This is a genomic window from Achromobacter marplatensis (genome assembly GCF_049060505.1).
Taxonomy (GTDB): Bacteria; Pseudomonadota; Gammaproteobacteria; order Burkholderiales; family Burkholderiaceae_B; genus Achromobacter; species Achromobacter marplatensis_A.
Genome location: NZ_JBMGRB010000010.1, coordinates 116,295 through 133,206 on the forward strand (window position 1 = coordinate 116,295; position 16,912 = coordinate 133,206).

General features: G+C 65.7%; 14 protein-coding genes. 3 read left to right on the forward strand and 11 right to left on the reverse strand.

Going from position 1 to position 16,912, the window contains the following annotated elements:
- Positions 1–4: 4 nt before the first annotated feature.
- From ACI0FO_RS23330 to ACI0FO_RS23365, 8 genes are all read right to left on the reverse strand, one after another.
- The gene (locus ACI0FO_RS23330; RefSeq protein ID WP_416030581.1) at positions 5–1,177 is read right to left on the reverse strand and encodes a metallophosphoesterase; all 1,173 of its coding nucleotides are present in this window, start codon (positions 1,175–1,177) and stop codon (positions 5–7) included.
- A gap of 100 nt (positions 1,178–1,277) precedes the next feature.
- A complete protein-coding gene (locus ACI0FO_RS23335) occupies positions 1,278–2,504 on the reverse strand; it encodes an alpha-hydroxy acid oxidase (RefSeq protein WP_416030583.1) in 1,227 nt (408 codons plus the stop codon).
- 129 nt (positions 2,505–2,633) lie between these two features.
- The gene (asd, locus tag ACI0FO_RS23340) at positions 2,634–3,503 is read right to left on the reverse strand and encodes an archaetidylserine decarboxylase (protein WP_416030584.1); all 870 of its coding nucleotides are present in this window, start codon (positions 3,501–3,503) and stop codon (positions 2,634–2,636) included.
- Positions 3,504–3,612: 109 nt separating this feature from the next.
- Positions 3,613–5,244, reverse strand: a complete 1,632-nt coding sequence (locus ACI0FO_RS23345; protein ID WP_313463056.1) for an ATP-binding cassette domain-containing protein — start codon at positions 5,242–5,244, stop codon at positions 3,613–3,615.
- Between the two features lie 321 nt (positions 5,245–5,565).
- A complete protein-coding gene (locus ACI0FO_RS23350; protein ID WP_416030586.1) occupies positions 5,566–6,435 on the reverse strand; it encodes an HpcH/HpaI aldolase/citrate lyase family protein in 870 nt (289 codons plus the stop codon).
- Positions 6,436–6,445: 10 nt separating this feature from the next.
- Positions 6,446–7,165 carry a response regulator transcription factor gene (locus ACI0FO_RS23355; protein WP_416030587.1) on the reverse strand — a complete coding sequence of 240 codons (720 nt, stop codon included), beginning with the start codon at positions 7,163–7,165 and terminating at the stop codon, positions 6,446–6,448.
- A gap of 348 nt (positions 7,166–7,513) precedes the next feature.
- Entirely contained in the window at positions 7,514–7,999 is a 486-nt protein-coding gene (locus tag ACI0FO_RS23360; RefSeq protein ID WP_416030589.1) for a hypothetical protein, read from the reverse strand.
- A 118-nt stretch (positions 8,000–8,117) separates the two neighbouring features.
- A complete protein-coding gene (locus tag ACI0FO_RS23365; RefSeq protein ID WP_416030591.1) occupies positions 8,118–8,717 on the reverse strand; it encodes a GNAT family N-acetyltransferase in 600 nt (199 codons plus the stop codon).
- 88 nt (positions 8,718–8,805) lie between these two features.
- Here ACI0FO_RS23365 and ACI0FO_RS23370 point away from each other — a divergent pair, with 88 nt between their 5' ends.
- A complete protein-coding gene (locus ACI0FO_RS23370) occupies positions 8,806–10,044 on the forward strand; it encodes an NAD(P)/FAD-dependent oxidoreductase (RefSeq protein ID WP_416030592.1) in 1,239 nt (412 codons plus the stop codon).
- 7 nt (positions 10,045–10,051) lie between these two features.
- On the opposite strand, the gene ACI0FO_RS23375 is transcribed toward ACI0FO_RS23370, so the two are convergent.
- Positions 10,052–11,179 carry a 3-deoxy-7-phosphoheptulonate synthase gene (locus ACI0FO_RS23375; protein WP_416030594.1) on the reverse strand — a complete coding sequence of 376 codons (1,128 nt, stop codon included), beginning with the start codon at positions 11,177–11,179 and terminating at the stop codon, positions 10,052–10,054.
- A 283-nt stretch (positions 11,180–11,462) separates the two neighbouring features.
- On the opposite strand from ACI0FO_RS23375, the gene ACI0FO_RS23380 reads away from it, so the two are divergent.
- Positions 11,463–12,683: an EAL domain-containing response regulator gene (locus ACI0FO_RS23380; protein WP_416030596.1), complete on the forward strand. Its 1,221-nt coding sequence runs from the start codon at positions 11,463–11,465 to the stop codon at positions 12,681–12,683.
- Positions 12,684–12,824: 141 nt separating this feature from the next.
- The gene (locus ACI0FO_RS23385) at positions 12,825–14,135 is read left to right on the forward strand and encodes a ferredoxin reductase family protein (RefSeq protein ID WP_416030598.1); all 1,311 of its coding nucleotides are present in this window, start codon (positions 12,825–12,827) and stop codon (positions 14,133–14,135) included.
- A gap of 16 nt (positions 14,136–14,151) precedes the next feature.
- Here ACI0FO_RS23385 and ACI0FO_RS23390 read toward each other — a convergent pair whose 3' ends face one another.
- Positions 14,152–15,801: a mucoidy inhibitor MuiA family protein gene (locus tag ACI0FO_RS23390; RefSeq protein ID WP_416030600.1), complete on the reverse strand. Its 1,650-nt coding sequence runs from the start codon at positions 15,799–15,801 to the stop codon at positions 14,152–14,154.
- A gap of 152 nt (positions 15,802–15,953) precedes the next feature.
- Positions 15,954–16,853 carry a LysR substrate-binding domain-containing protein gene (locus ACI0FO_RS23395; protein ID WP_416030601.1) on the reverse strand — a complete coding sequence of 300 codons (900 nt, stop codon included), beginning with the start codon at positions 16,851–16,853 and terminating at the stop codon, positions 15,954–15,956.
- Between the last annotated feature and the right edge of the window lie 59 nt (positions 16,854–16,912).

Below are 16,912 nucleotides of genomic sequence, written 5' to 3' on the forward strand. Positions count from 1 at the left end.
GGCGTTAGCCGCGCATCGGCGCGGCGCGCAGGCGCAGCCGCGTGATTTCCGACGGCGCACCCAGCCGCTTGGGCGGCCCCCAGTAGCCTGTGCCCCGGCTGGTGTACACCCACATTTTGCCCAAGCGGTGCAGGCCCGCCGTGAACGGCTGCTGAAAACGCACAAAAAATCCCCACGGAAAGAACTGCCCCCCATGGGTATGGCCAGACAGCTGCAAGTGATAGCCCAGCGGTTCAGCGGCTGCGGCGCTGCGGGGCTGATGCGCCAGCAGGATTCTGGCGCAGGCATCCGCCGGCGCGCCGGCCAGCGCGGCCTTTGGGTTGCTGCGCTGCTGCGGGTCGAACGCGCCCGCGCTGTAGTCCGTTACGCCGGCCACGACAACGGGCATGCCCGATGGGTGGATCACCGCGTGCTCGTTCATCAGCACGCGCAGCCCCAAGCGGCGGAACTCCGCGACCCAGGGTGCGGCGCCCGAATAGTATTCATGGTTGCCGGTGACCAGATAGACGCCGTAAGGCGCGCGCAACGTGCCCAGCGGGCTGGCTTGCGCCGCCAGGTGCTCGACGCTGCCGTCGACCACGTCGCCGGTGATGGCGATCATGTCCGGCTCCAGCGCATTGACCGCATCAACGATGGCCTGCACGTAGTGTTTTTTGATCGTGGGGCCAACATGGATGTCGCTGATCTGCGCGATCGTGAAGCCGTCCAGCGCTTGTGGCAGGCCTGGAATCGGCACGTCCACGTTGACCACCTGCGCCCGTCGGCGCGCGTTGTAGAACCCGATCAACGTGCCGGCCACGGCCAGAGCGATAACGGCCCAGGCGCTGACGCCGCGAATTCGCATCCAGGGCAAGGCGGCGCCGGTCGCCACATCGGCAAGCCAAACCAGCAGCAGCGCGGCGTCGCGGATCACCGTCAAGACGAACAGCGATGAAAACAGCCCCATCGCGATCAGGCCGACCCACGCGATGCGGTCCCCCCAGGGCGGATGCACGGACGAACGACCCAGCATCCCCAACGGGATCAAGATGCAAGAGAGGATCAGCGCGATCGTAGCGGCGGCCGCCCCTGCGTTGCTGAGCAACGCGTCGGGAATCAGCCGGGCGCCGACATAGACGTGGGCAAGGGCTCCCAGCGTCAGGAAGCGCAGGAAAAACGAGGATTGGCGTAGGGACACGGGGCAGGCACGGGAAGCGCGCCGTTTTCTGGCTGGCGCGCGGGTGGCGAAGGAATCGCCATTCTATGCCGCCCGGCGACGCGGTTCGCCCCTGTTTTTTTCAGTATCGGGCGGGGCTGTCGCGCCATAGCAGGCTGGCGTCCATCTCGCCCACGCTGTTGATGCCCAGCATCGCCATGTTGCGGTCGACTTCAGCGCGCAGCAGGCCGATGGCGTGGGCGACGCCCGCCTGCCCGGCCACGGCGGCGGCGTAGTTGAACGGCCGCCCCACGAAGACGAAGCGGGCGCCCAAGGCCAGTGCCTTGAGCACGTCGCCGCCGCGGCGCACGCCGCTGTCCATCATGACCGTCATGCCGCCGGCGGCGGCGACCACGCCCGGCAAGGCGCGCAACGGCGAAATCGCGCCGTCAAGCTGGCGGCCGCCGTGGTTGGAAACGATGACGCCGTCGGCGCCATGTTGGCGGGCCATCGCCGCGTCTTGCGGATGCAAGATGCCTTTGATGATCAAGGTGCCGGGCCATTGCCGGCGGATGCGCGCCACGTGTTCCCAGCTGAGGTGGTCCCGGGCCGTGAAGTCGCGCAGCACGGAAGCGGACACAATCGGCGCGCCGCGCGTGGCGAAAGAATTCTCGAAATGCGGCATGCCATGCGCCATCAGCGTGCGCAGGAAGGTGCCGGCCAGCCATCGCGGCCGGGTCAGGCCGTCCCAGGCCAGACGCAGGCTGGGTTTGAGCGGCGTCGAGAAGCCCGTGCGCACATTGTTCTCGCGGTTGGCCGAAACGGGGATATCCACGGTCAATACCAGCGTTTCATAGCCTGCGCGGCGCGCCCGCTCCACCAGCGCGTCGATCTTCGCGGGGTCGCCGGGCAGATACGCCTGGAACCACGTCCCGGGCGCTTCGCGGATGACGTCCTCCAGCGGTATGAGGGAGGTGCCGCTCAGGATGGCCGGGATATTCTGCTGGAGCGCCGCGCGGGCAAGCACGACGTCGCCGCGATACGCCGACAACGCGCTGATGCCCATCGGGGCGATGCCGAACGGCGACGCGTATCGACGGCCGAACAGTTCCGTTTGCTGCGTGCGCCGGGACACATCGACCAGCACGCGGGGCGTGAACGCGTATTCGCTGAACGCACGCCGGTTGTCATGCAGGGATTGATTGTCTTCGGCGGCGCCCGCGACATAACCGAAGATGGGCCGGGGCAGGCGCCGCCGCGCCGCCGCTTCGAAGTCGTCCAGGGAAAGCAGGCGCGCAAGCGCGCGTGGCAAAGCCTGGCGGGTGGTGTCGCGGTCGGGCGCGGTAGCGGGCAGGGCGGTCGTTGTCATGGCGGGCCGGTTAAAACCCGTAATCTAGCAACGCCGCTTTATCGCATAAAGCGAATAAATATTGAATCGCAATTTCGCTAAAATCGAAATTGCAACGACCCCCCGCCGGCGACCCGCCGCCGTGTCGGGTCAGGCGCCGACAGGCAAGGCCAGCAGTTCGCCCATGCGCACGGGGCCTAGCACCGACGGCGTGTCGGCCCAGCGGACCTTGTTCGGGCCGAACAGCACAATGGCGGTGGAGCCAAGCTTGAAGCGGCCCATTTCGGCGCCTTTCCCAAGGTGGATGGGCGCGCGCGCCACATCGTCGTAGCGTACCGATTTGACGCGGCGCTTGTAGGGCGTGACCAGCCCGGCCCAGACCGTTTCGATGGATGCGACGATCATCGCGCCGACCAGTATGACGGCCATGGGGCCGTGTTCGGTGTCGAACAGGCAGACGACGCGTTCGTTGCGGGCAAACAGGCGCGGCACGTTGCGGGCGGTCAGCGGGTTCACCGAGAACAGGCGGCCAGGCACGTGGACCATCTCGCGCAGCGTGCCGGCAACCGGCATGTGCACGCGGTGGTAGTCCTTCGGCGACAAATAAATGGTGGCGAATTCGCCGCCCTGGAATGGCGCGGCGCGCTCCGTGTCGCCGCCCAGCAGGTCGACCAGGCCGTAGCTGTGGCCTTTGGCCTGGAAGATCCGGCCCTGTGCGATGGCGCCCATCTGGCTGATGGCGCCGTCGGCGGGACAGAGCACCGAGCCGGGTTGGTCGTCCAGGGGCCGGGCGTCTTCTTTGAGCGCGCGCGTGAAGAAGTCATTGAAGCAGTCGTAGGCCAGCGGGTCTTCCTGCACGGCTTCGCGCATGTCCACGCCGTATTTGCGGACGAAGCGCGAGATCATCCAATTCTTGACCGCGGGTTCCCGGCAGTCTGAGGCGTATCCGAAAAAGCGCGACACCAGGTGGTGGGGCGCAAGATACTGGCTGGCGAGGAATACTTGGTCTTTGATCGTCATCTACGAGCGCTGAAAAAACGCGTCCCGCAGACAGCGGGACGTGGTTGAAGGTTGCCCCCGCACACCAAGGACATGACCGGCGGGGGCAATTCGCGGGATTGTAACGCGATCAGGCGGCTTTGGCCGCCAATTTGGTCTTGTAGAGCCAGTCTTTATAGTCGTCCAGGTCGCCGTCGAACGGGCTTACGGCGCCATCGGCCACGATGATGAATTCGTCGGTGGTCGCGCGCAGCAAATGGCGGTCGTGCGAGACCAGCATCAGCGTGCCTTCGAATTGCGCCAGCGCCGTGGTCAGCGCTTCGCGCGTTTCCAGGTCCAGGTGGTTGGTGGGCTCGTCAAGCAATAGCAGGTTGGGACGCTGCCAGACAATCAGCGCCAGCGCCAATCGCGCCTTTTCGCCGCCGGAGAACGGGGCGATGGAGCTGGTGGCCATGTTGCCGTTGAAGTTGAAGCTGCCCAGGAAGTTGCGCAACTCCTGCTCGCGCACGGTGGGCGCGATCTTCATCATGTGCCACAGCGGGGATTCGTCGTGGCGCAGCATCTCGACCTGGTGTTGGGCGAAATAGCCGATCGACAGGCCCTTGTTGAATTGCGTGTCGCCCGCCAGCGATTCGAGGTCGCCTGCGATGGTCTTGATGAAGGTGGACTTGCCTGCGCCGTTGATGCCCAGCAGCCCGATCCGCTGTCCGGCCTGCAGCGAGAAGTTGATGCCCGACACGATGATCTTGTCGGATACGGCCTGCGTGTCCTCGTCTTCGACGCGATAGCCGGCGCTGACCTTGTCCATCGTCAACAGCGGATTCGGCGCGCGCAGCGGTTCGCGGAATTCGAACGAGAACTCGGCGGCCGCGCGCAGCGGCGCCATTTCTTCCATGCGGGCCAGCGCCTTGATCCGGCTTTGGGCTTGCCGCGCCTTGCTGGCCTGGGCCTTGAAGCGGTCGATGAAGGACTGCAGGTGCGAGCGTTGGCGCATCTGCTTTTCCATCATGCCTTGCGCCAGCTCCAGCTGCGCGGCGCGTTGGCGTTCGAAAGACGAATAGTTGCCCGAGTAGCGCTTGAGTTTGCGTTCGTCGATGTGGACGATGACGTTGACCACGCCGTCCAGGAAATCGCGGTCGTGCGAGATGACGATGAGCGTGCCCGGATAGCGCTTGAGCCAATCTTCCAGCCAGATGATGGCGTCAAGGTCCAAGTGGTTGGTGGGCTCGTCCAGCAGCAGCAGGTCGGACGGGCACATCAGGGCCTGCGCCAGATTCAGGCGCATGCGCCAGCCGCCCGAAAAGCTGGTCAGCGGCAAGTGCATCTGGGCTTGCGTGAAGCCCAGGCCGGTCAGCAACTGTTCGGCGCGCGAGTGCACGGTGTAGGCGTCGGCATCGGCCAACGCGGCGTAGATGTCGCCCATGCGCAAGCCGTTTTCGGCGCTTTCCGGCTCGGCTTCCAGCGCCGCCAGTTCGGCTTCGAGTTTACGCAGCGTGACGTCGCCGTCGATCGCGTATTCGATGGCCGGGCGGTCCAGCGCCGGCGTTTCCTGCGCGACATACGCCATGCGCCAGCTGGAGGGGTAGTCCAGGTCGCCCTGGTCGGCGTGCAGCGTGCCGCGCAGCAGGCCGAACAGGCTCGACTTGCCAGCGCCGTTGGCGCCGATCAGGCCGATCTTGTCGCCCGGGTTCAACAGCAGGTCGACCTTGTCTAGCAAGGGCTTGACGCCGCGCATGAGTGAAACTTGTTGGAAGCGGATCATGAATCGTGTGGCTGGGGGTGGCGCGGCAGGCGCGCGGCAAGGCTCCCGCCACAAGGCGCGGCGCAAAAAAGGGAACCGGGGCGGGATCGCGCGCGAAGCTGGCGAACTGATGGATGCAGTCGGGCGCGAAAGGCAAAAAAGACGGGCGGCCGATACGGGCCGCCATCCAGTCGTGGGCGTTATTGTACCGGGCCGCGCGCATCGGCGCAGCCGCCCGGGCATATCGGGCCGGGCCGCTGTCGTTTTCGTCCCCGATATTGCGCCGACTTGGCATTGGCGCCAGGCGCTGATACCGCCTGATAGCGCTCCGTGGCGGCGGGGCTACTCGCCAGCGATCGCCGCAGCCAGCGCCAGTAAACGTTCGGCGTCCTGGGCGTGCAGGTTCTCGACCAGGGCGCCGTCGACCACGGCCACGCCCTGGCCGGCAGCCTGCGCCGCCCGCCAGGCGTCCAAACGTTTGCGGGCGCTGGCCAATTCCGCTTCCGTGGGGGCGAACGCGTCGTTCGCCGCCGCGATCTGCCTGGGGTGGATCAGCGTCTTGCCGTCAAAGCCCTGATCGCGGCCCTGGCGGCAGGCCGCGGCCAGGCCGGCGTCGTCCTGCAGATCCAGATGGACGCCATCCAGTACGGCCAGGCCGTGCGCGCGGGCGGCCATCACGGCAAGGGAACGCGCCAGCAGCGTTTCTTCACGCGTCGGCGTATGACGTGCGTGCAGGTCCTTGACCAGGTCCGAGGTGCCCACCACGATGGCGGCCAATCGCGGATGGCCGCCTGCGATCGCGTCCAGCCGCAGGAAGCCTAAAGGGGTTTCGGCCATGGCCCACAAGGGCAGATCCGGCGGCGCGCCGGCGGCATCCAGCGCCTGCGCCAGCGCGGCCAATTGGCTGGCCGCCTGCACTTTGGGCAGCAGCACCGCGTGGGCGCCGGCCTGCGCGATGGCGTTGACGTCGTCCCGGCCCCATGGCGTGTCCAGCGCGTTGATGCGCACAATGCACTCGCGCCGGCCATAGCCGCCCGAGCGGAGCGCATGCGCGACTTGTTCGCGGGCTTGCGCCTTGGCGTCGGGGGCGACGGCGTCTTCAAGGTCCAGGATCAGCGCATCGGCGTCCAGGCTGCGGGCTTTGTCCAGGGCCCGCGCATTGGCGCCGGGCATATAGAGGACAGAGCGGCGGGGGCGGATAGGGTGTGTCATAAAAAGTCTGTCAGGGCTTGAGGTCGCCGACGATTTGCACCGGCGTCGTGCAGACGTAGCCTACGCCATACACGGTACGGATGCCCATGTCGCCGCCGGCCTGCGCGCGCAGCTTGCGGCGCAACCGGTGCATGTGGGCATCCAGCCGGTGGGTGTCGTAGGCGTCGGCGCTGGCGCCTAGTGCTTCGACCAGACGACCGCGCGACAACGGCAGCGGCGCGGCCTGGATTAGCGCGCCGATCAGCCGGCTTTCGGTATCGGTAATGTCGACACAGACCTGCGCGGGCGACACCAGCGTTCGGCGCGAAGGATCGAAACGCCAGGCGTCGGGTTGCGGACCGTTGCCCGCGGTGGTCGTCACGACGCGCAGCCGGCGCGACAGCGAGACGAGCGTCGCGCCCAACTCGGCCAAATTGACGGGCTTGGTCAGATAGTGGTCGGCGCCCAGGCTCAGGCCCGACACCTTGTCTTCACTCAGCAGCCGGCCCGTCAGCATGATGATGCCCATCGATGGGTAGGTCGTGCGCAGATGTGAAACACGGGTCAGCGCATCGCCGTCGGGAAGCATGGCATCCAGCACCAGAATGCACGGTGTCACCGTCAGCAACAGCTGATCCAGCTCGGCCAGCGAGCCTGCCGTAAGGATGGCTTTGTCCAGTGCGAGGTCCTGGATGTACTCGACGATGGTGTCGCGCCAGTCGCCGTGGTCATCGACGATGATGATTGTCACGGCGCGGTACACCCCTGCGCTTGCCCGCAAGGCGCTCCAAGGGCAAGCACGCATTTCGCTCTTGTCATGTGCTACGGCTTCTTCTTTGGGAAGTCCGCGGTGCGCGGGCGCACGTCCGGACGGGGCGCGATACGTTTTGTATCGTTCACGCTTGCGGAGAATATCATCATCGCCGATTGCGGCGGCGCGCCAAACCCGCGGGATGACATCCGCGCGTAGCCGAAACCTGGGTTGGTCAAAAAATGCGCAGTCCGTGCGCCGGCGCCTGAATGGCCGTCCGCCTTGAATCGTCCGACGGTTTATCCACAGAAATTGTGGATAAACCTCAGCTGCCTGGCGCCATCCCAATTATGTAGGCAAGTACTCCACAGGCACGCCTTGCGGCACCTTGCGCACGCGGTCGCGCTCAATGCGTACCGACGAGAAGCGGGTCTTGCGGGCAGCCGCGTTCTGCAGCAGCACCGACAGCACGGCGCCTTTGTCCTGGATCCATTGCTTTTTGCCCCGCAGCAGCTTCATGGCGTTCTCGACGGTGCCCAACCGGTACGACATGGCATTGATCTGCACCGACGTCTTGCCGTTGAATGAGTCCGCCTCTTGTTCGGTGATGGCGGCGGCATCCAGGTTGCTGCTTTCGTGGTCGACGCGATAGATGAACTTCAGATCACTGTGCGGATCTTGCACCACGATGAGCTTATCCGAGCCCGACACGTCGGACAGCATGCCGATGACAAGCGATTCGACCAGCTGGTTGCCTCGCTGTTCTTCGGTGTAAATGAAAATGGTGGGGCGCGTCTGGGGGGAGGCGGCCGGGACGAGGGGAGAGGAGTCCATACCTGACTTGAAAAAGGCGGAAAAGGGCGAAGACGCCATCGACCCGCCGGTCCTGCGGTACCGGCCCCGGTCCCTGCGGGACTCAAAGCCGGCTGCGAAAAGAACGTAACGCGCAACGCTATCGCGGGCGGCCCATGCGCGCCAGCAGGCGCGCTTTGACCGACGGCCAATCCTCGTCGAGGATGGCGTAATAGACCATGTCGCGGGTGCGTCCCGACTGCGCGATCAGGTGCTTGCGGAACACACCTTCTTCGACGCCGCCAATACGGAGGATGGCTTGCCGCGACTGCGTATTGCCGAGCTCCGTTTTGAACACCACGCGTATGATACCAATTGTTTCAAAGGCGTGCTGCAACAACAGGAATTTTGCTTCGGTGTTCGCGCCCGAACGCTGGGCGGCGGGCGTCAGCCACGTCGCGCCGATTTCCAGGCGCTTGTGCGGCAGGGCAATATCCATATAGCGCGTGGCCCCGACGACCTCGCCGGAGCGTTGCAGCACGATGGCGAACGGCAGGCAGGCGCCTTCGCGCTGGGCGATCAGCGCGCGCTCGACGTAGCGGCGCATGTCCTCGGCCGTGGACATGGGTTCCGGCTGCAAACGCCAAAGTTCCGGATGCAGGCCGACGGCGCTCAGCGCGTCGGCATGGCCGATCGAAAGCGGTTCCAGGCGCACGACGTCGCCTTCAAGCGTGACGGGTTGCAGCAGGGAAAGGGGCATGTCGAAGTCCTGGGCGGCCAAGTGCAGCGTGGGATTCTACGCCTGCGCCAGCTTGCCGAACACGGCCGGCAGGCGCAGAATCCGGGCGATGAAAACAGACGTTGTGGTTCTTGGGGCGGGCATCATCGGCGTGTGCACCGCGCTGCATCTGGTGGCGCGCGGCCGCTCCGTGACGCTACTGGACCGACGCGGTCCGGGTGAGGAAACCAGTTATGGCAACGCTGGCCTGATTGAGCGCGCCAGCGTCATCCCTTACGCCTTTCCGCGCGATTGGCGCAGCGTTTGGCGCTATGCGCGGAACAATACGCCAGACGTCAGTTATCACCCGCGTTTCCTGCCGCGTGTCGCGCCGTGGCTGCTGCGCTATTGGTGGCATTCGTCGCCGGCAAGGCTGGCCCGCGCAGCCGACGCGATGCTGCCGCTGATCGAGCGCAGCGTGGCCGAGCACGATGCGTTGAAAGACGACGCGCAGGTGGTGGGCCTGTTCCGCCGCAACGGCTGGATCGATGGCGTGCGCACCGAGGCCGGCCTGGCGCGCGCCGTCGCCGAAGCGGACGCGTTGGCGTCCTACGGACTGAATTACCGGGTGCTGGACCGACAGGCGCTGACGGCATTGGAACCGTCGCTGTCGGCGCGGATGGTGGGCGCGGTGCACTGGCTGGATCCGGTCAATGTGTCCGATCCTGGCGCCGTGACGCGAGGATATGCGGCCCTGTTCCAGCGGCGCGGCGGACACTTGGCGCGCGGCGACGCGCGCAGCCTGAAGCCGGCGCCTGGCAAGGGCTGGCAGGTGCAGGGCGACGACGGGGTGATCGAAGCCCGGGACGTGGTCGTGGCGCTGGGGCCGTGGTCGCCCGATGTGCTGCGTCCGCTGGGCTATCGCATCCCGATGGCGGTCAAGCGCGGCTACCACCAGCATTTTGCGCTGGAAGACGGGGCCGCGCTGTCGCATCCGATCGCGGATATTGAAAGCGGTTTCGTCGTGACGCCGATGACGCTCGGCGTGCGGCTGACGACAGGTGCTGAATTTGCCGCGCGCGATGCGCCGCCGTCACCTGTTCAGATCCAGCGCACGCGGGCGCTGGCGAGCCAGTTGCTGCCCTTGGGCGCCGCGGTCGAGCGTGAGCCGTGGATGGGATGCCGGCCCTGCATGCCGGACATGCGCCCCGTGATCGGGCCCGCGCCGCGGCATGCCGGTTTGTGGATGGCGTTCGGCCACGCGCATCACGGTTTTACGCTGGGCCCGGTGACCGGCAAGCTGCTGGCCAGCCTGATCACGGGACAGGCGCCGGATATGGACCCGGCGCCCTACGGCCTGCGCCGTTGAACCGGGTTCAGGCCAGCGTTTTTTCGCGGCGCTTGCGCACGGCCAGGGCCAAGGTGTCCAGCACCGGTTCCGTTTGGGTCCAGCCCAGGCAAGCGTCGGTGATCGATACGCCCCGGCGCAGCGGCTGGCCGGGTTTCAAATCCTGGCGGCCTTCCTCAAGATGGCTTTCGATCATGACGCCGGTGATGCGCGCGTCGCCTTGAGCCAGTTGCGCGGCGATGTCATTGGCCACGTCGATCTGGCGCAGATGCGATTTGTTGGAATTGGCGTGCGAGCAATCGATCATGACCTGCTCGCGTTGGCCGGCGGCGCGCAGGGCGGCGCAACAGGCATCCACGCTGGCCGCGTCGTAATTCGGGCCTTGCTTGCCGCCGCGCAGGATCACGTGGGTGTCCTGGTTGCCTCGCGTTTCGAAAATGGCGGCCATGCCCATTTTGGTCATGCCCATGAAGGCGTGTTTGGCGCTGGCGGCCACCATGGCGTCCGCCGCGATCTGTACGCCGCCGTCGGTTCCGTTCTTGAAGCCCAGCGGGCAGCTCAGTCCGGAGCTCAATTGCCGATGGCTCGGGCTTTCAGTGGTGCGTGCGCCGATGGCGCCCCAGGCGATCAGGTCCGCGATGTATTGCGGGCTGAGCAAATCCAGGAATTCGGTGGCGATGGGCAGGCCCAGGCCGCTGATGTCCAGCAGCAGTTCGCGGGCCCGACGCAGGCCTTCATTGATGCGGAAGCTGCCATCAAGCCGCGGATCGTTGATATAGCCCTTCCAGCCGACGGTGGTGCGGGGCTTTTCGAAATAGACCCGCATGACAATCAGCAGGTCTTTTTTGTGCTGGTCCACGGCGGCCCGCAACTGGCGGGCGTATTCCATCGCCTGGCCATGATCGTGGATGGAGCAGGGACCCACCACGATCAACAGGCGGTCGTCGCGGCCGTGCAGGACATCGGCGATCTGCGCGCGGCTTTCTTCCACCAGCGTCTGGATGGCGGGGGAAACGGGCAGTTCGTCCTGGAGCAGCGCGGGCGAGATCAGCGGACGCACGGCGCTGATGCGGGTGTCGTCGGTGCGGGTGTTGTCCTGGGTCGAGTCGGCCGTGCCGACCTCGCGGTCGTGCTGGGGGTCGTCAATGCGGGTCAAGGGGAAGCTCCGTGCCGTAGATGCGTAAAGACGGCCATTATCGCACTGGCGGCGGACGGATGCGCCAGGCGGTGGCGTTCGTCTGGCCGAGGCCGGGCGTGGCGGACCGCGACGGGCGGGACCTATCGGCCGAAGACGCTCTCAAACCTACGTCTATTGGCACCGAAATGGCACTAACCCGTTGCCGATGACGACAGATAGACTCGAGATGCCGTAGGATGGAGTCTAGGGATTTCAAGCGGCCGCCTGCAAAGGCCCGCCCTATAAGCTAGGACGGAACGTGATGCCTAAAACCGACGCCGGAGCCGCTCGACGGATTCTCTTGGTCGAAGACCACCCGGTCGAGCGCGCTTACCTGCAGAACATGCTGCTGGCGTTGGGCCATCGCCGTGTCGCGGGCGTGGGCAGCAGCACCGAAGCCGTGGGCGCGCTGGGCCGCCAGTTCTACGACCTGGTGATCAGCGACATTGTCATGGGCGACGGCGACGGCACCCATCTGCCCAACGAACTGCGGCGCCTGGTCGATGTCGGGCGGCTGAAAGCCATGCCGCCCATCATCTGGATCAGCAGCCTCAGCGACGAATTGCTGCAATCGCATGTGCGGCTGGCGTTGCAGGCGGGCTGTCCATCGGCGCAGGCCTTGTCCAAACCCGTATCGCGTTCGTCAATGCAGCAGGCGATCAAAACCACGCTTCTGTCAGCCGAAGACGTGATCTCGCCTCGCCTGCAGTCGGTCCGGCGCGAAGTGATCGAAGCCGAGCTGGGACGCGCCCTGATCACCGGCGAAGGCATGAGCGTCGTGCTGCAACCGCAGATGAGCCTGGTCACCGGCGAAGTGCTGGCGGCTGAAGCGCTGTCGCGCTGGGAACACCCCGAATTAGGGCCTATTTCCGCCGCCGACTTCGTGCCGGCGGCGCACCGCCTGGGCATGGACCGGATGTTGTTCTTGCGGGTGCTTGACCGTGTCATCGAGGTCTTGAAGCGGATGCATGCCGAGGACATCGCGGTGCCCATCGCCATCAACGCGTCGTCGTCCACGTTGTGCACGCGGGACCTGCCCAGTCTGTTGGAAAAGCGCGTGGCGCAGGCGGGGTTACCGGCCCGGCTTGTAAAAGTCGAACTGACCGAGGACGAACCCGTCAGCGATTGGCTGGCGCTTTCGTCGGTGCTGAATCTGCTGCGGGTGCGGGGTTTTGAATTGGCGATGGACGATTTCGGCGCGGGCATCGCGTCGATGCGGCTGTTTTCGGCCATGCCGTTCACCGAGCTGAAGATCGACCGCGACTTCATCGTGCATATGCACCGGGAAGCCGCGTCGCGCGCGGTGGTGGCGGCGGCGATCGAGATGGGCCGCGTGCTGGGGCGGCGAGTGGTGGCCGAAGGGGTCGAACAAGACCGCGACGTGCAGTTGCTGCGCGAACTGGGGTGCGACGTCGCGCAAGGTTACGGCTTGTCCGTTCCGCTGGACGTCGACGCATTCGTTGAGTTCTGCCGCCAGCATTAAGGCGCCAGGCCGGCCGCCGGTTGCCCTCGGGGTCCGGCGGCATTGATGGCGATCAATGCGGGGACGCGGCGCGTTCAAACGAAGGCGCGCACGGGGCTACCATGGAGGCGGTGTTCCGGCTTTCCTTGGAGGGATGAATCGATGCGACGCACGCTTGGCGCTGTCCTGGTGTTCTGCTTGTTGGCCTGGGCTGGCACGATTTGGACGCATCCGCCGGCGGAATTCACCATCTGGATCCTACGCGACCAGCTCATCCTGTTGACGGGCCTGGGCGCTTACGCGCTGATGGCGCTGATCATGCTGCTGGCGGTGCGCCCGCAGTGGATGGAGTCCCGCATGGGCGGCCTGGACAAGATGTATCGGCTGCACAAATGGAGCGGCATCCTGGCGACCGCGCTTGCCGCGACGCATTATTTGATCAAGCTTGGCAAGCCGCTGCTGCTCATGGCGTTCGATCCAGTTGCCAAGGCGCCGCGCGCGGCGGCTTGGCTGGACGTGTTCCGCGGGTCCGCCAAAGACATCGGGGAATGGGCCGTGTGGGTCTTGTTGGTCGTGGTGGCGCTTACGCTGTGGCGACAATTTCCCTATCACCTGTGGCGCCACATTCATCGCATTGCCGCCGTCGTGTTCTTGGTGACGGCATTTCATGGCGTGGTGTTGACGCCCGCCGCGTGGTGGTGGCAACCCGCTGGATGGCTCGTCGCCGTGGCGACGGCCGTGGGCACGACATGCGCGATGTTGGCGTTGACGGGAAACATCGGCCGAGCGCGGCGCCACAGGGCGACGGTGCTGTGCGTGGATCCTTTGTCGGACGATATTCTGTCGCTTACCTGTAAGGTCGAAGGCGATTGGCGCCATCGTGCCGGCCAGTTCGCTTTTCTGACGGCGGACCGCCGCGAAGGCGCGCATCCCTTCACGGTATCGGGCGCCGACGACGGCACGGGGCGCGTGAGGTTTTCAATCAAGGCGCTGGGCGATTACACGCGGCGCCTGCAAACCAGCCTGAAGGTAGGGCAGGCCGTGACGGTGGAAGGGCCTTATGGCTGCTTCGATTTGGTGCGCGATGACGGCCGCCCGCAGATTTGGGTGGCAGCCGGCATTGGCGTGACGCCGTTCATCTCGTGGCTGGAAGCGCTGCAGGCCGAGCCCGACCGCGCGCCGCAGGCCACCTTGTACTACTGCGCGCGCAATGCGGCCGAGGCGCCGTTTGCCCAAACGCTTGAAACCCTTTGCGCGCAGGTTCCGCGCGTGACGCTGCGCGTGTGGTACAGCGACAAGAACGGGCCGCTGACGGCAGCGGGCCTGCTCGCTGGACGTGTGGCGGGAACGCCTTGGCCCGGTGTGTGGTTTTGTGGGCCGACAGGCTTTGCCGATGCGCTCAAAGACGGGCTGCACCGGCGGGGAATGCCGGTGCGCCAGTTGTTTCACCAGGAAGCGTTCCAAATGCGCTAGGGCGCGTCCCGGGTATTCAGATGCCGGATACGTCGATGTCGCCCGGATAATCCACCGAGAACTTCAGCACCGTCTCGCGTGATTTGCCCGGCTCAAGCTCCCATTCCCAAGCCAGCTTGCCGTCTTCTTCGCGCTTGACGTCGCGGTCGGCCGGCGACAACAGCTTGACCACGATCTTCTCATTGCGCGACACGGGCAGGCGGTCCTTGAACACGATCTGCTCTTTGGTGGCCTTGTTGTTCTTCACCGTGATCTTGTATTCATAGGTCACGCGCTTGCCGCTGCCCGAAAAGCCGGTGCCTTCCGTAAAGCGGTTCACGAGTTGGCGTTTGATCGAGATGCCATCATCCGCGCCCATGGCCAGTTCGACTTTCTCGCCCGGCATGACGGCTTTGATGCGGCTTGAAGCCACGAATGCGTCGTCCAGGAAGGTGTTCAACGGCCCGGCCAGGAACGGAAAGTCGGTGTTGTTGCTGGCCAGCGCGGTCAGGAAGGCCGCTTCGCGCAGCGCGGGCGTGGACTGGTATTGCAGCGTGGCCGGCAGCTTGGCGGTGGCGATCGCCACGCGCTGCGACGAATTATCCGACGCGACGGTGGCCGGGTTCTTGATCTGGAACGAGGCGCTGGTGGCGTCGGTCTGCATCTGCGCCGTAGACACCTCCATGGCCTCTGCCACCGGTTCGGGCATGGTCGAATCGGCGTAGGCCTGACCGCCCGCGGCTGCGGGGCGCGATCGCTTCATGGCCATCTCGCTGCTGATGGGCGCAGGCGCGGCGATGGGGCGCGGCGGGGGGGGCGGCGGGGCGACATCGATGATCCACGGCTGCAGCGGCGGGGCGCCGCCGCCCAGCGAAGGCCGCGCGGTGGACAATGTGAGCTTGACGTTCTTCCAGTCTTCGCCGGTCCTTTGGCTGATGACGCCGAAGTAACCCAAATCCACCGTGCGGTCGGCGGGGCGCAAACGCGCGTCATAGGCCGGCGTCCAGCGTGCGCCGCCCACGGCATACGACACGGCCAGATCCACCTTGCCCGCGCGGGCAAGGTTCACCCGCAGCGTCACGGTCTTGCTGCGGCGGCTCAATTGTCCCTGCAAGACGTTCAACTGGCTTTGCAATGCACTCACCTCGCGTTCCAGCGTGGCTTTGCGTTCGGCGACCTGGCGCAGGCTGGCCAGCGTCTTGCCCAGGCTGTCGGCGCTAAGCGCCTGGATCGCTTTTAGCTCTTCCAGCGTCAGGCGGGCGCCTTCTTTCGCGGGTTCGGTCGCGCCGCGCTGCATCATCAGGACCAGCTCGCGCTGGTTGTCCAACACGGCGGCTTCATCATCCAGTTCGGCTTGCTGGGCCTCCAGCTTGCGCATTTGCTCCTGCAGCGCGCGGACCCGTTCATTGGCGGTGTCGGCCTGGAAGGCGTCACGCACCTTGACGTCCAGCAACGAGGCCTGGCCGGTGCTTTTAGCCGACACCTGCACGGAGTTTTCCTGCAATGTCACCGGCAGATTCTCAAGTACCAATTCATGTTCGCCTGCGGCCAGTTCGCTGCTGGCGGTCCGGGTCACCACGGCACGGTCCTGATAGACCGTCACCGCGCCAATGGAGGAAGCCAGCCCGGCGGCTGCGCCCAAGCCGGGAATTGTTGCGATGGCCAGGGCCAGAAGAGTACGTCGCACTAAGTCACCTGTAGGAAGGTTGGTTCGGCAAGGCTGCGGCCCGGTTCAGGGACGGATCACCGATTGCGCGACAATTTACTCTGCGCCTTGCGGTACGGCTTTACAGAAGATTTCAAACGCGACAGGGCAATACCGCGCAAGCGCGCGGCGCATCATGGGCGTTCGGGGTGGGCCAGCCGTCGCAGCATGTCGACGGCGTTGACGGCGGCCACCGAACGGTCGCGGCGCCGATAGGCAATGTCCAGCAAGGCGTGTGGGGCGTCGCCTTCGATGGGGCGGTACTCGATGCCTTCGGCGCCCATATGACGCATGGCCGCCGGCACCACAGAGATGCCGACGCCCGCGGCAACGAGACTGACGATGGATGCCATCTGCGGCGCCTCCTGGATCACCCGTGGGACAAAGCCCGCCCGCTGGCAGGCGGACAGGATGGCGTCATACAGCCCCGCGCCGATAGGGCGGGGGTATAGCACGAAATCCTCGTCGGCCAGCGCCGCGATGGGCACGCTGTTCACGCGGCTAAGGGGATGGTCGGGAGGCAGGGCAACCAGCATGGGCTCGTCCAGCACGCGTTCGGATTCGAATTCGGGGTCTAGCAGGTAGGGCGGCCGCACGAACGCCACGTCGACCTCGCCCAGCCGCAAGCCGCGCAGCAACGAAATGGTGTTGCCCTCCGTGAGCGTGACGCGCACATCGGGATAGCGGTCACGGAAGGCGCGGATGGCGCGCGGCAGGTAAGGGTGGAACACGGCCGACGCCGTGAATCCGACCGTGACGGCGCCGCGTTCGCCGCGACCCAGGCGGCGAGCGGTGTCGATGGCGCGGTCTGCGCTGGCGAGGATGGCCCGGGCATCCTCCAGGAACTGCGCGCCGGCCTCGGTCATCTCGATGCCGCGCGGCAGCCGCAGAAATAACGGCGTGCCGATTTCGCGCTCCAGCTGCTGGATCTGCTGGCTGAGCGGCGGCTGCCCGATGCCCAGCCGCGCCGCGGCCCGAGTGAAGTGCAGTTCTTCGGCAACGGCCGTGAAATAGCGCAGGTGACGGAGTTCCATCGTTTTAAAGTATGGGGTGTGCAAGTTTCATATATTGGACATATGCAGGGGAAAAGTCT